Below are 16,344 nucleotides of genomic sequence, written 5' to 3'. Positions count from 1 at the left end.
AAATCATTGCATATGAAACCTAAGAAAATAGCGATTGTTGTTGAAATTTTCCCTACGATTTCACAAACATTTATTGTGAATCAGGTTAATTCATTAATTGATGCTGGTTTTCAGGTGGAGTTGTTTTCGTATAACAAAACAAAGGAATCGGTATTCCATCCAAATCTAGATAAACACGATTTATTAGAAAAAGTAACCTATCTTAGAGTGTTTCCTTTTCCAAAAGTGAAACGCGTTGTAACTTTTTTAGCTTGGGTGTTTTCACATTATAATCGCATTAATTGGAACTCTTTTTTTGATGCTATAAACGGTTTTAAATATGGAGAAGTAGCCTATACATTAAAGATGTTTTTTGAGGCCCAATGGTTTTTGTTAGGCGACGAATTTGATGTTATTCATGCGCATTTTGGTCATAATGCAAAACGGATTGCTTTTCTAAAAGAAACTGGACTTTTATCAAAGTCTAAGTTGATTACAACGTTTCATGGGTATGATCTCGTTCCTAATCATGTTGACTTTTACCAGAAAGAGTATCATGATCTTCTAAAGTATAGTGATGCATTTACAGTAAATTCAATCTATTTAAAAGGATTGTTGGAAGAATTAAAACCAGACAAACCTGTTCATATTCTTCCAGTTGGCTTAGATACTTCATATTTTGAAAGAACGGAGCCAAAATCAGAATCTAATTATTTTGATATACTATTTTGTGGACGGTTTATAGCACTAAAAGGTCCTGATGTTGCTATTAAAATCATAAAAGAATTGCATAATAGAGGGTATGATGAAGTCCGTTTACATCTTATTGGCGATGGTGAGTTAAAGCATCACTTACAGGAGCTAATAAGTGATTTTAATTTTAATAATGTTATTAAAATGTACGGTGTGTTAACTCAAGATATTGTAAAAGAAAAGATGCAAAATTCTGATATTTTTTTACTGCCCGGTATTTATGATCCAAATAACGGAACAGCCGAAACGCAGGGCTTGGTGATTCAAGAAGCACAAGCCATGGGTCTCCCTGTAGTTGTTTCAGATGTTGGAGGAATGAAATATGGATTAATTGATGGAGAGACCGGATTTGTGTTGGAAGCTAATAATATTAGTGCCTTTGCTGATTCAATTGAAAGATTAATTCTAGATGACGATTTAAAAACTAAGATGAGTGCTAATGCGGTTAAATATGTTCAAAAACACTTTGATACAGGTGTTTTGGTTCGTGAATTGGAAAATATTTATAAAGGAGCTATGTAGAATTAGTAATTGATGATTAGGGATTTAATAATTAAAAATCCAATATTAAGTCTTTTCGATTTGTTTATATTAGCGCGAACTTTAAAGTGAATCTAATGATGCCTCTGGTTTCAATTATTATCCCAACGTATAATCGTGATGGTGTCGTACAAAAGGCTATAGAATCTATAATTACACAAAGTTATAGTAATTGGGAATGTATAGTGATTGATGATGGTTCAGATGATCAAACCGATATTTCATTGGACGCCTATTGTAAAAAGGATAAACGTATTCTATTTTTTAATCGTAATCGATTACCAAAAGGAGCGCCAACATGCAGGAATATAGGTTTGAAGCATGTCAAAGGAGACTATGTTATTTTTTTAGATTCTGATGACTATTTATTGCCATTTTGTTTAGAGCAACGTGTTAAAAATATCAACAAGTATCACGAGTTTGATTTTCTTGTATTCCCCATGGGAATAAAAAAAAATAACACTATTTGGAAACAAGAGATTCCTCAATATGAGGACTACTTAATTCCGTTTCTGTCGGCGAATTTACTTTGGCAAACAATGTGTCCCATATGGAAAGTAGAATTTATAAAGCAATTGGAAGGTTTTACAGAAGGATATCCCAGGTTTAATGATCCTGAATTAATGATAAGAGCTTTTCTTAATGTGAAGTCTGGGAATTATCTGGTGTGTGGTGAAATGGATTATGATTCTGTTCATATTCGTGAAGAAAAGCATGAAAAAATTTTCAAAAATAAAGTTTTTGAAAGTTTAAAATTGTTTATTCCGGATATATCTAAAGCATTGAATGAGAACAATAAAATTGAACATAAAAAGCATTTGTCTAATTATTTACATTTATGGTTTAAGTATTTTTATATACCTCTGAGTGATAGAAGGAACCTAAGTCAATCACTATATTTAATTATGTTATTTTTTAAGCATGGTATCCTTTCTTTAAAAAAAACAACTAGTTTAGCTGTACGATTTTTATTGTATGTGTTTAGTTATTATTGTTTTAAAAAACCTATTGATAAACTAACATCGAAAGCATTTTATATTTATTAAGCGGTACAAAAAACTATGAAATATATAAAAGCACTAATCCCTAGTTCTTTAAAAAGAGCTTATGCAAATTATAAGAAAAGACAATATGTAAATAGCATAATTGGGAAAGACGTGCATTGTCCAATTTGTAAGTCAGAATTCAAATTTTTCGCAGATTATGGGATTCAAATAAGAGCCAATGCATTGTGTCACAACTGTAATTCTGTGGAAAGACATAGATTGTTATATCTTTTTATTGAATCAAAATTTAATTTTTTTAAAGCAGATACCGAACGCCATATATTACATTTTGCGCCAGAACGCTTTTTTTATAATATTTTTAAGGACATTGATAATGTTAAGTATTCTCCTTGCGATTTGCATCCTGAATTGTACAATTTTGATAAAAATGTTTTAGTGGAGAAAGCTGACCTGACTAAAATACCCTTTGAAGATTGTACATTTGATTTCATTATATGTAATCATGTTTTGGAGCATGTTCCTGATGATAAATTGGCAATGAACGAATTATTTAGAGTTATGAAAAAAGGAGGAGCAGGAATATTTCAGGTTCCAATTGATTATAGTAGGGAACGGACATATGAAGACTCTACTATAACTGCTCCCGAAGAACGTTTGGAGGCATTTGGACAACATGATCATGTACGTTGGTATGGTCAAGATTATAAGAGTAGGTTAGAACAAGCTGGATTTAACGTTATTGAAAATGATTTTGTGAATAGTTTCACTCCTTCTGACCAATACAAGTATGGATTAATGAATTCGGAATTGATTTATTATTGTGAGAAAACTGATAAATAGAATTTAAAACACTTAGGATTGGAGTATATTAAATGTATTTTCTGTCATTCAGAAGCAAATGATGTTGTAATTGAAGAAAACGGCTACACTGGAGTACAATGCCGTACTTGTAATTTAATATATATAAATCCAAGGCCAAAGTTTGATGATATTGTCGATCTGTATGGTCATGATAATGCACATGCTTCTGCTGAATCACATATTGATTTTTTATATGCTAAAACATTATACACCAAACACACACTTCAAATAATTAAGAAATATGCTGAAGGTGCTTTACTAGAAATTGGAGCTGGCGCAGGTTATTTTTTGAAAGAAGCACAACGACAAAAATTTGAGGTATATGCTATTGAATTTAATAAAATTCAAGCTGATTTTATTCTAGAAAAACATAGGATTCCGTGTGAATTAACTGCATTGAATGAAAATACCTTTGGAACGAAAAAATTTGATGTCATCTATCATTGTGATGTTTTAAGTCATTTTTATAGTCCAATAATGGAATTTGGAAGGATGTATAACAAATTAAATCCAGAGGGCTATGTAGTTTTTGAAACTGGAAATTTAGGTGATGTGAACAAGTCCTATTTTAAATATTATCCAAAATTTCAATATCCTGATCATTTATTCTTTTTTAATGAATCAAATATCAAAGCATTGCTAAATGAATCAGGTTTTGAACTAATTAAGATGTATAGATATTCCATTCTTCCTCAGTTATTCTTGAAAAAAGTATTACTTAAGTTAACTAATATAATAAAGCCCAGGAAAATTAAAAGTATAGATATTAAAAAGAAAGATTTAGTTCAATACATAATTTATTTTTATTCAAAACTATTTTTTGCTATTCGAAATAAATTGAAAAACGTCTATGCCTATTTGTTTTACTTAATTAGATATAAGTTAGGTTCTATAATGCTTAAAAAGGGGGTGCCACAAACAATGATAATTGTGGCAAGAAAAAAGAGCGAACGTTAATGAATTCTTTTAATCAAATGAAACCCATCAAGATTTGTTTTGTTACAAGAGAGTATGCTCATGAACTAATGGGTAAAACCGGAGGTATTGGTGTGTTTTTAAAACAGTTTACAGAACAATTAAAACAGCACCAATTTGAAATTGTTGTGTTTTCTTTTGGAGCTGCCCCAACTCGATTTGATGATGATGGTATTAGAATAGTAAAAATTAAGGATTTAAGCCATACCATTGAGAGAATTAGAGCGCCTTTTAGACGCTATAAAATACCTGGGTATTTGCATATAAAAATGGGGTTAGAGTATGTAAATAGATTTTATATTTCTATGTATTTGTCTTTATTTGTCTTGAAAAATAAATTTGACCTTATTGAGTTTCATGATTACGGAGGTGACGCGTGTTATTTTCTTGGATCGCTTCCAAAAATTGTTCGTTGTCATGGATCTGCTGTTACGTTACATGAATTTATGGGCTATTATAAAAGAACAACAGATACTGTTTTTGAATATAAATTTTTTAGACGCTTTTATAAACATATAATTGCTGTTTCAAAATTTTCTAGAGAAATGACTGAGGAAGCATTTCATCTTAAAACGCCTCCTCAAATTATATACAATGGTGTGTGTATTAAAAAAAATGAGCTTGCTAAAGCGTATCTAGATGCGCCCACAGAAGCTTTTTCAATTTTTTATTTTGGCTCTATAAGAGAGCGTAAGGGAATAAATATAGCCTGTGAGACTTTTAATAAGGTAGTATTGAAGTTTCCCGATGCAACATTCCATGTTATGGGCAATAATAATAATGATCATTGGAATAAAGTAGCTGTCAATTTATTGTCAGAAGTTGCTTTAAAACAAACACTATATTATGGGATGGTACCTAATACCGACATTGAAAACTATTTAAATCGTGCACATGTTGTACTATTTCCGTCTTTCGGAGAGAATTTTTCAGTTGCATTGTTGGAAGTTATGGCTTTAGGCAAGCTAGTTGTTACTTCAAATATACCTTCTTTTCAGGAAGTAATTAAGCATAAGGAGAATGGTTTTATAGCTGAAGAATTTGCAGATTATTATAATTGGATTGAAACTATATTTGAGCAAAGAATCAATTTGGAAAAAATTTCGAATAAAGCTGTTGAAACTATAAAGAATAACTTTGAAATACAAAACATGATACAGCAGAATATAAACTATTATAAATCACTATTATAAATTGGCTTCTCAGAATATACAACATAAAGATCCTTTAGTTTCTGTAATTATGGCAACCTACAACGGTGAGCGATATATTAGGGAAGCCATAGATAGTATATTAAATCAAACATTTTCGGATTTTGAATTCATTATAGTTGATGATGGTTCTACTGATGATACGGTTCAAATAATTCAATCATATAGTGATGAAAGAATCATTTATATAAAAAAGGAGCTAAACTCTGGAATTGCGGATAGTTTAAATTTAGGAATCAAAGCCTCAAATGGTGCATATATTGCACGTATGGATGATGATGATGTTTCAATAACAACTCGGTTTATTGAACAGCTTAAAGTATTTCAACAGAATGAAGAAGTAATTTTTTGTGGTAGCAATGTGTCTGATAATAATTCTAAACCTCTAAGAACACCGGAGGGTCATGATGATATTTTTCTAGAATTACTTTTTAGAAACCCTATTTTTCATCCTACAGTGATGATAAAAAAGAAGATTTTAATAGACAATCCTTATAAAATTGATACTGTGCCATCCGAAGATTATGATCTTTGGAGTCGACTGATTTTCAAGGGTAAATTTTATCAAATTCAAAAACCATTATTATATTGTCGAGTTCATCAAGCAAGTGTCACTGTCAATCGAAGACATGAACAATTGCAGCAAAATATTCGTATTGCTAAATTTATGTTTAAAAAACTAGGCTTTAACAATTTAAAAAATCACGAGGAGAATCTCAGTATATTCGCTTCTAAAGATTATAGTATATCTGGCATAAAATTAAAAAATCTAATAGCCTGGTTTAAGGAACTAAAGGCAATAAACCATTCTAAATTAGTGTTCCCAATTGAAGGTTTCAATATGGAATGTGATGAGCATTTAAAACAGTATTTAATTTCTTTTTTCACGAATCGGAAAGTTTCAAAAAAAATCAAACCTTTTTTATGGTTAGAATTCCCATATAAAAAACTAATTCTGCAGTATTATTTGAAATAATAATTTCTATACATAGAATTAGAGGAATTTTAAATTTCTTAATTACAACGTCAAAGGAATTACTATATTAGTCCTATTCTAACTAATGGACATTAAAACTGATATTATCCCAATAAGGCAGACCTTTGCCAAGACAAAGGCTTCTCATCAATTAAATTTGGAAGCCATATGTGTGTTTGCTGCCATAGGTTTTTTTTTAGATAAGGATACCTATTGGAAAGATAAGGTTGTATTACCTCCAGCATCCATTAATACACTTAATGATTTTGGTGAACTTATTGAATCAAAACCATGGTTTCATTGGTACTATTCTCCTAGACCTATTTCATTTAATGATGCTTTAAACGAGTTTACCGACCTTTTTGAAACCATTATTATGGAACAAAATCAAGATAAAAAGGTCATCTTACCACTATCTGGGGGGCTCGATAGTCGAACTCAAGCAACTGCTTTGAAGCATATTAATGCTAAAGTGTTTTCTTATAGTTATGATTTTAAAAATGGATTTAAAGAGACGGATATCGCAAGACACATTGCTGAAACTTGTAAGTTTGAATTTAATTCTTCAACAATTAAGGAAGGGTATTTATGGGATGTTTTAGATGAGTTATCTGAATTGAACATGTGTTATTCAGATTTTACAAGTCCACGTCAAATGAGCGTTTTTAATAAGTACAAGTCCAATGGAGATATATTGTCTCTTGGGCATTGGGGAGATGTGTTATTTGACTCTATGAATTTGCCCCAATTAACTAAGGCAAAACAAATAGAAATTATATCTAAGAAAATTATAAAAAAAGGAGGACTGGATTTTGCAAATAATTTGTGGCTTTCTTGGAATTTGGAAGGTGATTTTGAAAATTATTTCAACACAAGAATAGCACTACTACTGGATACAATTAGCATAGATGACACCAATGCTAAACTCCGTGCTTTTAAATCAAAATATTGGGCACCACGATGGACATCTATAAATTTATCAATCTTTGAAGCTCAGAACCCCATTAGTTTACCATATTATGATAATCGTATGTGTGAATTTATTTGTAGTATTCCAGAGGAATTTTTAAAAAACCGCAAACTACAAATAGCATATATTAAGAAGAGAACGCCAGAATTAGCATCAATTGTCTGGCAAGATCAACGCCCTTTTAATTTAAACAATTTCAACTATAATAAAATACCATTTAATCTCCCTTATAGACTATTTCAAAAAGGTAAGAGATTACTTTCTAATGCTGCTGGCCAAACTACTATTCAGCGAAATTGGGAGTTGCAATTTCTCGGAACAGTTAACGAACAAAAATTAAAAGAACAATTAATTGATAGTAATTTAGAACAGTGGATTCCTAAACACCTAATAAATCATTATGTTGATGCATTTTATAATGAAGATGCATTGCAAAATGCTCATACGATTAATATGTTATTGACATTTTCAAAATTTCATCAAAATTCGAAGCATGAGTAAGCGCATCAAGATTTTATTTACGATTCCAAATTTTGATACTGCTGGTAGTGGAAAGGTGGTTTATGATTTAGTAAAAGGCTTAGATAAAACACGTTTTGAACCTGAAATTTGTTGTCATCATGATAGGGGAGCTTATTTCGAGACTATAAAAACTTTAGGCGTTAAAATCCATATATTCCAATTTACCGCTGCCTATAGACCGTTACTAAGCTTACCTTTTAGAGTTATTAAAATTGCTAGGTTTTTGAAAAGGGGAAAATTTGATTTAATACATTCATGGCATTGGAGTTCAGATTTTACTGAGCCCTTAGCGGCAAAACTTGTAGGTATTCCATTTGTATATACTAAAAAAGCAATGGGCTGGGGAAATAAGGCATGGAAATGGCGGTCTCAGTTAAGCACTAAAATTATCGTCATAAATCGAGATATGCTTGATTATTATCACGGAATGGAACACAAAGTAGAGAGTATGCCCTTGGGAGTGGATACTAATTATTATCATCCATTACCAAAATCGTATGACCTACCTAATGCTATTAAGTTTGACGTTGATGATTTTATTATCGTCTCTATTGCGAATTTGGTTGCAGTTAAAGGTATTGAAGTCTTATTAGAAGCTGTTGAACGGTTAAATGATGACAACATTAAGGTACTCATTGTAGGAAGTGATCACAGTCATTATGCGATAACTTTAAAACAAAAATATAAAAGTAAAAAACATATTCAATTTTTAGGAAAACAACTTGATATTAAACCATATCTTGCTGTTGCTAATGTTTTTGTGATTCCTACAAAAAATGAAGGTCGCAAAGAAGGTATGCCTATTGCGCCATTAGAAGCGATGGCTTCAAGTAGAATTGTGATAGGCTCTAATATTTCAGGAATTAAAGATATTTTAGAATCGAAAAAAGAATTCTTGTTTGAACCAAGTAATATTGATGATTTGGCCGAGAAAATCAAATTTGTAATGAATTTAACTCCAGCTGACATGAGTGCTAAACAACAAGAGTTTAGAAATTTAGCTGTCAAGATATTTTCAATACAAAGTTTTATTACCAATCATCAATTTTTTTATAAACAATTGCTTAATGTACAGTAACTAAATGCGATTATTCTTTAAAAAAATACTTATATTCCTTCTTGCAGTTTTATTGGTGTCCTTTGTGACAGATTATTTAATATCTGAAGGACTAAGAACATCAGATCGTTATGCTCAGGGTGAAACATACATTTGGAATCAGATTTTAGAAGGAGATATCTCAGAAGATATCTATATTTATGGGTCTTCGCGAGCGTGGGTGCATTTCGATCCTGCTTTAATTGAAGATAGTTTAGGAATGACAGCTTATAATTTTGGCATTGATGGGCATTTTTTTTGGTTTCAACATTTAAGACATAAATTGCTTTTAAAAAATAACCCAAAACCTAAATTTATACTTTTATCCCTTGATGTATTTACGCTAACTAAATATGAAGATATTTACGCGTTGAATATTAATGATGATTTTTATAATTCTAAACAATTCTCCCCATTTATTCTAAATGCAGAAATCCGTCAATATACTTCCAAATATAAAGGTTTTAGTTGGTTAGATTATAATTTACCTTTGTATAGGTATTATGGAAAAACTGAAGATTTACGGGAAGCGATAAGAGATAAAAGTCGTCCGTTTGGGGATTCTAATTTTAGACGAAAAGGGTATCGAGCCGTAGGAAGGACTTGGACAGTAGATTTTGAAAAGGCTAAGTCTAAAATGGTGCACTATGAAGTAATTAAACATCAACCTTATGTAGATTTAATGAATCAATTTCTAAAGGAGTGCAGAGAACTAGATATCAAAGTAATCATGATTTATAGTCCTGAATATATAGAAGGGCAAGAATTTGTTAAAAATAGAGTTGAGTTAATGAATACCTATACCAAGATCTCGAAGACACATCAAATTCCATTTTTAGATTACTCTCGGGATTCATTGTGTTATGATCAAAGTTTGTTTTATAATAGTCAGCATTTAAATGCTAAAGGGTCGAAATTGTTTAGTGAAAAACTAGGCAATGATTTAAAAGAATATATTTTTGATAAATCCAACTAGTGGGTATATCGTATAATTTAATCAATAACGTATGTTATTTAACTCCTTAGATTTTGCCGTTTTTTTACCAATAGTATTCGTATTGTATTGGTTTGTGACGCAAAGAAACCTGAAAATTCAGAATATATTAATTCTAGTTTCGAGTTACGTTTTCTATGGTTGGTGGGATTATCGATTTCTTGCGTTGATTACATTTAGCACAGTTATTGATTATTTAATTGGTTTGCAATTGGCGAAATCTGAAGATCAGTCTAAGCGAAAACTGTTGCTGTGGACTAGTATACTTGTGAATATTGGATTCTTAGGGTTTTTTAAATATTACAACTTTTTCGTTGATAATTTTGTCGAAGCGTTTTCGTTTTTCGGAAATGAAATTCAACCCAATACATTATATATAATATTACCCGTTGGGATTAGTTTTTATACGTTTCAGACCTTAAGTTATACTATTGATATTTATAAGCGAAAATTAAAACCTACTAGCGATTTTGTTGCTTTTGGTGCTTTTGTGAGCTTCTTTCCACAATTGGTTGCAGGACCAATAGAGCGTGCTACGAATTTATTACCTCAGTTTTATAAAAAACGTGAGTTTAAATATAACAATGCTGTTGACGGCCTAAGACAAATTTTGTGGGGTTTGTTTAAAAAAATAGTAATAGCAGATAATTGTGCCTACTTCGTGAACACCATATTTGACAACTATACGGATTATGGGGCGAGTACTTTGTTTTTAGGAGCTGTCTTTTTTGCCTTTCAAATTTATGGAGACTTTTCTGGCTATAGTGATATCGCAATAGGTACGTCACGGTTATTCGGTTTTAATTTGAAGCAAAATTTTGCGTTCCCGTATTTTTCAAGAGATATAGCTGAGTTTTGGAGGCGTTGGCATATATCCTTATCTACTTGGTTTAGAGATTATGTTTATATACCCTTAGGAGGCTCACGAGGGTCAATCTGGAATCAAATTAGAAATGTATTCATCATCTTTTTAGTAAGCGGATTTTGGCATGGTGCTAATTGGACATTTATAGTTTGGGGAGGATTAAATGCCTTATATTTTTTACCCTTATTAATTATTAAAAGGAATAGAGTGCATACCAATGTTGTTGCTGAGTTTAAGGTTTTTCCGAATTTAAAAGAGTGTTTTGGAATGTTATTTACATTTATAATAACTGTAATCGCTTGGGTTTTCTTTAGAGCAGACTCCGTAAGTCATGCTACCCAATACCTATCGCGTATAGTAGATGTTTCTTTTTTCAATATTCCAGAAATTAGACCAACATTTCTATTTGTATTAATTTTCATATTTATTTTGATTGAATGGGCTGGTAGACGACAATTGTATGCGATCCAGACTTTATGGTTTAGATTTCCCCGTATTATTAGATTGTTTATTTATTATTTAATTGCGATGACTATATTTTTATATGGAGGAAAAGAACAAGAATTTATTTATTTTCAATTTTAAATGAAACGTTTCTTATTACATATTGTTTTGTTTTTAATCATATTAATAGTTAGTGGATTCATTATTCTCTGCCAAGCAGATGGTCATACGGATGCTTTTTATACTAAGTTTACAACAAAAAAACAAAATGCTCTTATTATAGGGTCATCAAGAGCTGCTCAAGGTATTCAGCCCAAAGTAATTAATAATTTGATTTCTAATTTGTCCATTTATAATTATGCGTTTTCACGAGTTCATACGCCCTATGGAAAACCATACCTAAGTAGTATTCAAAAAAAATTAGATCCCAATACTTCAAATAGTATATTTCTCGTAGAAGTTAATCCATGGAGCATTAGCAAACAGAAAGGAGAGGAGTTGGATTCAACATATTTTGAGGAGCAGGATTCTTTTTTAGGCAAAGTTAAAAACCCGAACTCTAATCCTAATCTAACGTATTTGTTAAATTATTACAATGGTAGGAATGTTGAAATCTTGACTAAAAAAGGAAAAAATTATCACGGCGAAACATTATTTGTACATAGCGATGGCTGGTTTGAAGTGAAATTAAAAGATAGTCTAGAAAGAACAACTAGCAGAATTAAAAGTACTGTTAAAAGTTATAAGAATATCAGGAATGAATATGAAGGAAAATCAAATGTAAGAATGGCTTTTTTAATAAAAACTATTCAATTCTTGCATGAGCATGGATCAGTATATTTGATAAGATTGCCTGTAAATGATGACATGTTGCAGATAGAGAATAGTTTGATGCCCAGATTTGATTCAGATATAATGGAATTAAGTCGAATGTTAAATACGCCTTATATTAACCTAATGCCATCACGTAATAATTATGAATATACTGATGGACATCACCTCAATTATGAGTCTGGTCAAGAGGTTTCAAAAATTATTGCCGAACTCATTAAAAAGGAAAAGCTTTGAAAGTAGGAATTGTTCTTTCTGTGGCACCGAGTTATTCAGAAACTTTTTTCATATCGAAGATAAAAGGTTTAATGAATAGTGGTTTTGAAGTAATATTGTTTGTTCAAAAAAATGAATCTAAGTTTTCTGTTTGCCAGGTTGTTGAGGCGCCCAAAGTATCAGCAAATAATTTTGTTTGGCAGTTTTTAAAAGTATGCTATATTTTGATTGTTTTTTTAATCCGTTTCCCAAAACGGTTTTTGAAATTCGTAAAACTTGAACGTGAGATAAACAGACCTTGGGTCCAAATAGTGAAAAACCTTTATAATAATCATCATCTATTAAAGTCACACTTAGATTGGGTGCATTTTGGATTCACAACATTAGCCATTCAAACCGAACATGTTCCTAAGACTATTGGTGCTAAAATGGCAGTAAGTTTTAGAGGATATGATTTAGTACTAAGTCCGAGAGAAGACGAAGATTATTATTTGAATGTATGGAAAAATGTTGATCAGGTACATTCAATATCTAACTATTTATTGCAATTAGCTTATAAGTTAAAGCTACCTCAAAATACTCCACACAAAATAATTAGACCGGCTATTGATCACTTCAGGTTTAAAAATGAAACTGTAAAATCATTTGAAAAGATTCAATTTTTAACGGTTGCAAGACTTCATTGGATAAAAGGGCTTAAGGATACTCTCGAAGCTTTACACATAATAAAAAACAATGGAATTAAATTTAAATATACTATTATTGGAGATGGACCAGAACGAAATGAATTAGAAGCTTTAATTAAAAAATTAGAATTATCTAAATATATTAAACTAGTAGGTAAAAAATCCCATTCTGATGTTATTAAATATTTTAATGACTCCAATTATTATTTGCAATATAGCGAGTCTGAGGGATTCTGTAATGCTGTTCTAGAGGCACAAGCTATGGGGTTATTATGTATTGTGTCTAATGGCGGTGCACTACCAGAAAATGTATTGAATGAAAGCACTGGATGGATAGTGCCACGAAAACAACCTGAGACATTAGCAAAGACTATTTCAAAAGTTTTAAATTTACCAAAAGAGACAAAAGAGGTTGTAAGTTTAAATGCTCAATTAAGAGTTTGTAATGAATTCAATTTATTGGCTCAGCAAGAACAATTTAAATTTTTTTATAATCAAAATTTCTAAAATTATATATGAATTTCAGAAAACTTATAAGGCACCCAAAGAGATTTTTTTTAAAAGGAAAAAACAAGATTATTGGGCAGTATAATTCAATTAAATATAAAGGAATTAATGTTTTGTGTGAAATTTGTGGTTGGAAAGGGCAATTATTCTTAAATCAAAAATGTCCAAAATGTAATTCAGTGTCGAGAATTCGTTTACTCTTATTTTCATTAAATTATTTTGATTTGGAAAGTCAAGATCGTAAAATACTTCATATTGCTCCTAATATTAATGAGTTTAACTATTTTAGAAAACATGTTACTAAAATGTCAAATTATGATCGATTAAATATTAAAAAATTCGATCACATCAATTTAAATCAAGATTTAACAAAAACAAATATTAAAAGCGACACTTATGATTTGGTTATTGCTTGGCATGTTTTTGAGCATATACCAAATGATACCAAAGCAATTAATGAAGTCTATAGGTTGTTAAAGCCTAATGGTAATGCTTTGGTGAGTGTACCAATCTTCCCTGAAAATAATATTAAGACCTTGGAAGATGAATCGATAGACTACAAAGATTATGAAAAGATACATGGACATTATGATCATTGTCGAAGTTGTGGGTTTGATTATTATGAGCGCTTTGAGAGCTCTGGTTTCTCGACGAAAACTCTTTTAGCAAATAAATTAAAAACAACTGACCTTGATAAATTTGGACTTAAGAAGGATCATGTAGTTTGGAATTTTACTAAATAATGTAAATGAATTCTATTTTTTTTTAGTTACTTATGATTCAAATTTTATTATATTTCAATCCAAACTTATAATTCGAAAAGAGTAATGACAAAATACGAGTTTATGCGCTGGTTTACTTTACCTATTATGCCAGTATTATTGGTTACTGCTCAAAAAGATATTGTAAGATTAGTAAAAAAAACCAAGCAAAATAATAATGATTTTTCTATTCTAGATGTGGGAGGTCGAAAGTCGCCATATACGGTAAATGTCCCTGCAGAGATTACACTCCTTGATGTACCGCAAGAAAACAATGTACAAGAGAAACTAAATCTTGGTTTCACAACTGATTTACTTGACAAGGTTAAAAAAGTGCGTAGCAATATAAATAATATAATTATTGAGGATATGACTAAATCTACACTATCAGATGCTTCATTTAATGCTGTAGTGTGCGTAGAAGTTATAGAACATGTTGAAGAAGATGATATCTTTATTAAGAATGTTTCAAATGTTATTAATAAAAACGGGTGGGCTTATTTTACAACTCCTAATGGAGACTATATTAAGAATGTACCACCAAATTATAATCCCGATCATAAAAGACACTATACAAGACAACAACTTCAGGAGTTACTAGAAAGACATTTCGATAGGGTTTCAGTTAAATATGCGGTTAAGACTGGCAAGCATAGAGTTTGGGGATTAAAAAGTTTTAAAATAAAGAAACCATGGAGGTTGGTAAAGTCAATATTTGGAAATATTGTAAATAGATTTGAATCAAAAGGTATCGAGGAAACAGCAAATGGGACTGCACATTTAATAGCTATTGCTTATAAATAAACATATGGTTTTTAAATTTTTAAAGTATATTAGACCAATATGGTACTTTAATCTTGAGCCTAAAAAAGATTTCTACTACTTTCCTACATTTGAGGATATTTGTTATAAAGGATTTAAACTTGAAGAAGATTCTAATTACTTATCTCAAGAATCAAAAACCTACGATTTAGCATGGCGCGCATTTCAAATGGGATATATTAATTCTAATAATGGAACTGGTGTATTTGTATGGAAGAATACGAATTTACCTTTGTCAGATGAATATCATTTTATTAGAAAAAACTTTAATAAGGCTTGGGTTTATTATGTGTTTTTAGTTCGTATTCTAACGTTTAAAAATCCAATAAATGAAATCAAAGCTTTAATAAAAACGAATAAAACCACTCAGGAAAATTTTGCAAATAGTCATTTTAAATATTCAGATTATGAAAGTTTTCAAAGCGATTTAATTAATTCTGACCCAATGGTTTCTGTAATTATTCCCACACTTAATCGCTACCAATATTTAAAAGACGTTCTTGGAAATTTAGAGCAGCAGAACTATAAAAATTTTGAGGTAATAGTTGTAGATCAAACTGAAGCGTTTAATAAAGATTTTTATAAAGGTTGGAATTTAGATTTACATTTTTGGTATCAAGAAGAAAAAGCGCTATGGAAAGCTAGGAATGAAGCTATAAAATCTTCAAAAGGTAATTACCTTTTGCTCTTCGATGATGATTCCTTAATTGATTCTGATTGGATAACTAATCATTTGAAGTGTCTCGATTTTTTTAATGCCGATTTATCTTCAGGAGTTTCTATTTCTAAAGTCGGAGGCAAAATTCCGGCTCATTATTCTTTTTTTAGAGTTAGTGATCAATTGGATACGGGCAATGTATTAATTAAAAAAGAAGTTTTTGAACATATAGGCTTATTTGATAGGCAATTTGAGAAGCAACGAATGGGTGATAGTGAGTTTGGATTAAGAGCTTATTTAAATGGTTTTTTAAATATTTCAAATCCTTATGCCAAGCGTTTACATTTAAAAGTCGGAACGGGAGGACTCCGTGAAATGGGAAGTTGGGATGCTTTTAGAAATAGAAAATGGTTGGACCCAAGACCTATACCAAGCGTTTTGTATCTTTTTAGAAAATATTTCGGTAATAATAATGCTAAAAGAGCCCTTTTTAAAACAATTCCGTTTTCGATAATGCCATATCAATTTAAGAAAAATAAGTTTTTGCAAGTATTGGGTTTGTTCCTGTCTTTTTTTTTAATCCCAATAATTTTATTTCAAGTCTATAAATCATGGCGATTGTCAAGTATAAAATTAAAACAAGGTGCTTTAATTGATAATTTAAATTGAA

The 16,344-nt window shown here is 30.5% G+C and carries 15 protein-coding genes; all 15 read left to right on the top strand.

What is annotated here, in order from left to right; genetic code table 11:
- Positions 1-12 precede the first annotated feature (12 nt).
- The 15 genes from V7719_RS05455 to V7719_RS05385 all read left to right on the top strand — a co-directional run bounded on the left by V7719_RS05455 (position 13) and on the right by V7719_RS05385 (position 16,343).
- The gene (locus V7719_RS05455) at positions 13-1,254 is read left to right on the top strand and encodes a glycosyltransferase family 4 protein (protein WP_335728864.1); all 1,242 of its coding nucleotides are present in this window, start codon (positions 13-15) and stop codon (positions 1,252-1,254) included.
- Between the two features lie 95 nt (positions 1,255-1,349).
- The gene (locus tag V7719_RS05450) at positions 1,350-2,318 is read left to right on the top strand and encodes a glycosyltransferase family 2 protein (RefSeq protein WP_335728863.1); all 969 of its coding nucleotides are present in this window, start codon (positions 1,350-1,352) and stop codon (positions 2,316-2,318) included.
- A 15-nt stretch (positions 2,319-2,333) separates the two neighbouring features.
- Complete coding sequence (locus tag V7719_RS05445) at positions 2,334-3,119, top strand: class I SAM-dependent methyltransferase (protein ID WP_335728862.1); 786 nt, start codon at positions 2,334-2,336, stop codon at positions 3,117-3,119.
- Between the two features lie 18 nt (positions 3,120-3,137).
- Positions 3,138-4,097: a class I SAM-dependent methyltransferase gene (locus V7719_RS05440; protein WP_335728861.1), complete on the top strand. Its 960-nt coding sequence runs from the start codon at positions 3,138-3,140 to the stop codon at positions 4,095-4,097.
- A gap of 17 nt (positions 4,098-4,114) precedes the next feature.
- Positions 4,115-5,308, top strand: a complete 1,194-nt coding sequence (locus tag V7719_RS05435) for a glycosyltransferase family 4 protein (RefSeq protein ID WP_335728860.1) — start codon at positions 4,115-4,117, stop codon at positions 5,306-5,308.
- 49 nt (positions 5,309-5,357) lie between these two features.
- A complete protein-coding gene (locus V7719_RS05430) occupies positions 5,358-6,302 on the top strand; it encodes a glycosyltransferase family 2 protein (protein WP_335728859.1) in 945 nt (314 codons plus the stop codon).
- A gap of 85 nt (positions 6,303-6,387) precedes the next feature.
- Positions 6,388-7,773 carry an asparagine synthase-related protein gene (locus V7719_RS05425; protein WP_335728858.1) on the top strand — a complete coding sequence of 462 codons (1,386 nt, stop codon included), beginning with the start codon at positions 6,388-6,390 and terminating at the stop codon, positions 7,771-7,773.
- Positions 7,766-8,872, top strand: a complete 1,107-nt coding sequence (locus V7719_RS05420; RefSeq protein WP_335728857.1) for a glycosyltransferase — start codon at positions 7,766-7,768, stop codon at positions 8,870-8,872. Before V7719_RS05425 ends, V7719_RS05420 begins: the two co-directional genes overlap by 8 nt.
- Before the next feature lie 4 nt (positions 8,873-8,876).
- Positions 8,877-9,866, top strand: a complete 990-nt coding sequence (locus tag V7719_RS05415; RefSeq protein WP_335728856.1) for a hypothetical protein — start codon at positions 8,877-8,879, stop codon at positions 9,864-9,866.
- Positions 9,867-9,897: 31 nt separating this feature from the next.
- Positions 9,898-11,334 carry an MBOAT family O-acyltransferase gene (locus V7719_RS05410; RefSeq protein ID WP_335728855.1) on the top strand — a complete coding sequence of 479 codons (1,437 nt, stop codon included), beginning with the start codon at positions 9,898-9,900 and terminating at the stop codon, positions 11,332-11,334.
- Positions 11,335-12,261: a hypothetical protein gene (locus V7719_RS05405; RefSeq protein ID WP_335728854.1), complete on the top strand. Its 927-nt coding sequence runs from the start codon at positions 11,335-11,337 to the stop codon at positions 12,259-12,261.
- On the top strand, positions 12,258-13,433 hold the full coding sequence (locus V7719_RS05400; protein ID WP_335728853.1) for a glycosyltransferase family 4 protein: 1,176 nt from the start codon (positions 12,258-12,260) through the stop codon (positions 13,431-13,433). The genes V7719_RS05405 and V7719_RS05400 overlap by 4 nt, the downstream gene beginning before the upstream one ends.
- Positions 13,434-13,612: 179 nt before the next feature.
- Positions 13,613-14,176, top strand: coding sequence for a class I SAM-dependent methyltransferase (locus V7719_RS05395; protein ID WP_335728852.1), 564 nt, complete (start codon positions 13,613-13,615; stop codon positions 14,174-14,176).
- A 102-nt stretch (positions 14,177-14,278) separates the two neighbouring features.
- On the top strand, positions 14,279-14,998 hold the full coding sequence (locus tag V7719_RS05390) for a methyltransferase domain-containing protein (protein WP_335728851.1): 720 nt from the start codon (positions 14,279-14,281) through the stop codon (positions 14,996-14,998).
- Between the two features lie 4 nt (positions 14,999-15,002).
- Positions 15,003-16,343 (top strand): glycosyltransferase family 2 protein, encoded by a 1,341-nt coding sequence (locus tag V7719_RS05385; protein WP_335728850.1) that lies wholly within the window; start codon positions 15,003-15,005, stop codon positions 16,341-16,343.
- Position 16,344: the final 1 nt, after the last annotated feature.

The organism is Psychroserpens sp., assembly GCF_036960315.1.
GTDB lineage: Bacteria > Bacteroidota > Bacteroidia > Flavobacteriales > Flavobacteriaceae > Psychroserpens.
The sequence above is the reverse complement of the archived record's forward strand: the minus strand, read 5'-3'. Positions and strand labels throughout refer to the sequence as shown.

Excerpts from the sequence above, each read along its gene's own strand:
- V7719_RS05455 (WP_335728864.1), top strand. The coding sequence starts at position 13 with ATGAAACCTAAGAAAATAGCGATTGTTGTTGAAATTTTCCCTACGATT.
- V7719_RS05450 (WP_335728863.1), top strand. The coding sequence starts at position 1,350 with ATGATGCCTCTGGTTTCAATTATTATCCCAACGTATAATCGTGATGGT.
- V7719_RS05445 (WP_335728862.1), top strand. The coding sequence starts at position 2,334 with ATGAAATATATAAAAGCACTAATCCCTAGTTCTTTAAAAAGAGCTTAT.
- V7719_RS05435 (WP_335728860.1), top strand. The coding sequence starts at position 4,115 with ATGAAACCCATCAAGATTTGTTTTGTTACAAGAGAGTATGCTCATGAA.
- V7719_RS05430 (WP_335728859.1), top strand. The coding sequence starts at position 5,358 with ATGGCAACCTACAACGGTGAGCGATATATTAGGGAAGCCATAGATAGT.
- V7719_RS05425 (WP_335728858.1), top strand. The coding sequence starts at position 6,388 with ATGGACATTAAAACTGATATTATCCCAATAAGGCAGACCTTTGCCAAG.
- V7719_RS05420 (WP_335728857.1), top strand. The coding sequence starts at position 7,766 with ATGAGTAAGCGCATCAAGATTTTATTTACGATTCCAAATTTTGATACT.
- V7719_RS05415 (WP_335728856.1), top strand. The coding sequence starts at position 8,877 with ATGCGATTATTCTTTAAAAAAATACTTATATTCCTTCTTGCAGTTTTA.
- V7719_RS05410 (WP_335728855.1), top strand. The coding sequence starts at position 9,898 with ATGTTATTTAACTCCTTAGATTTTGCCGTTTTTTTACCAATAGTATTC.
- V7719_RS05405 (WP_335728854.1), top strand. The coding sequence starts at position 11,335 with ATGAAACGTTTCTTATTACATATTGTTTTGTTTTTAATCATATTAATA.
- V7719_RS05390 (WP_335728851.1), top strand. The coding sequence starts at position 14,279 with ATGCGCTGGTTTACTTTACCTATTATGCCAGTATTATTGGTTACTGCT.
- V7719_RS05385 (WP_335728850.1), top strand. The coding sequence starts at position 15,003 with ATGGTTTTTAAATTTTTAAAGTATATTAGACCAATATGGTACTTTAAT.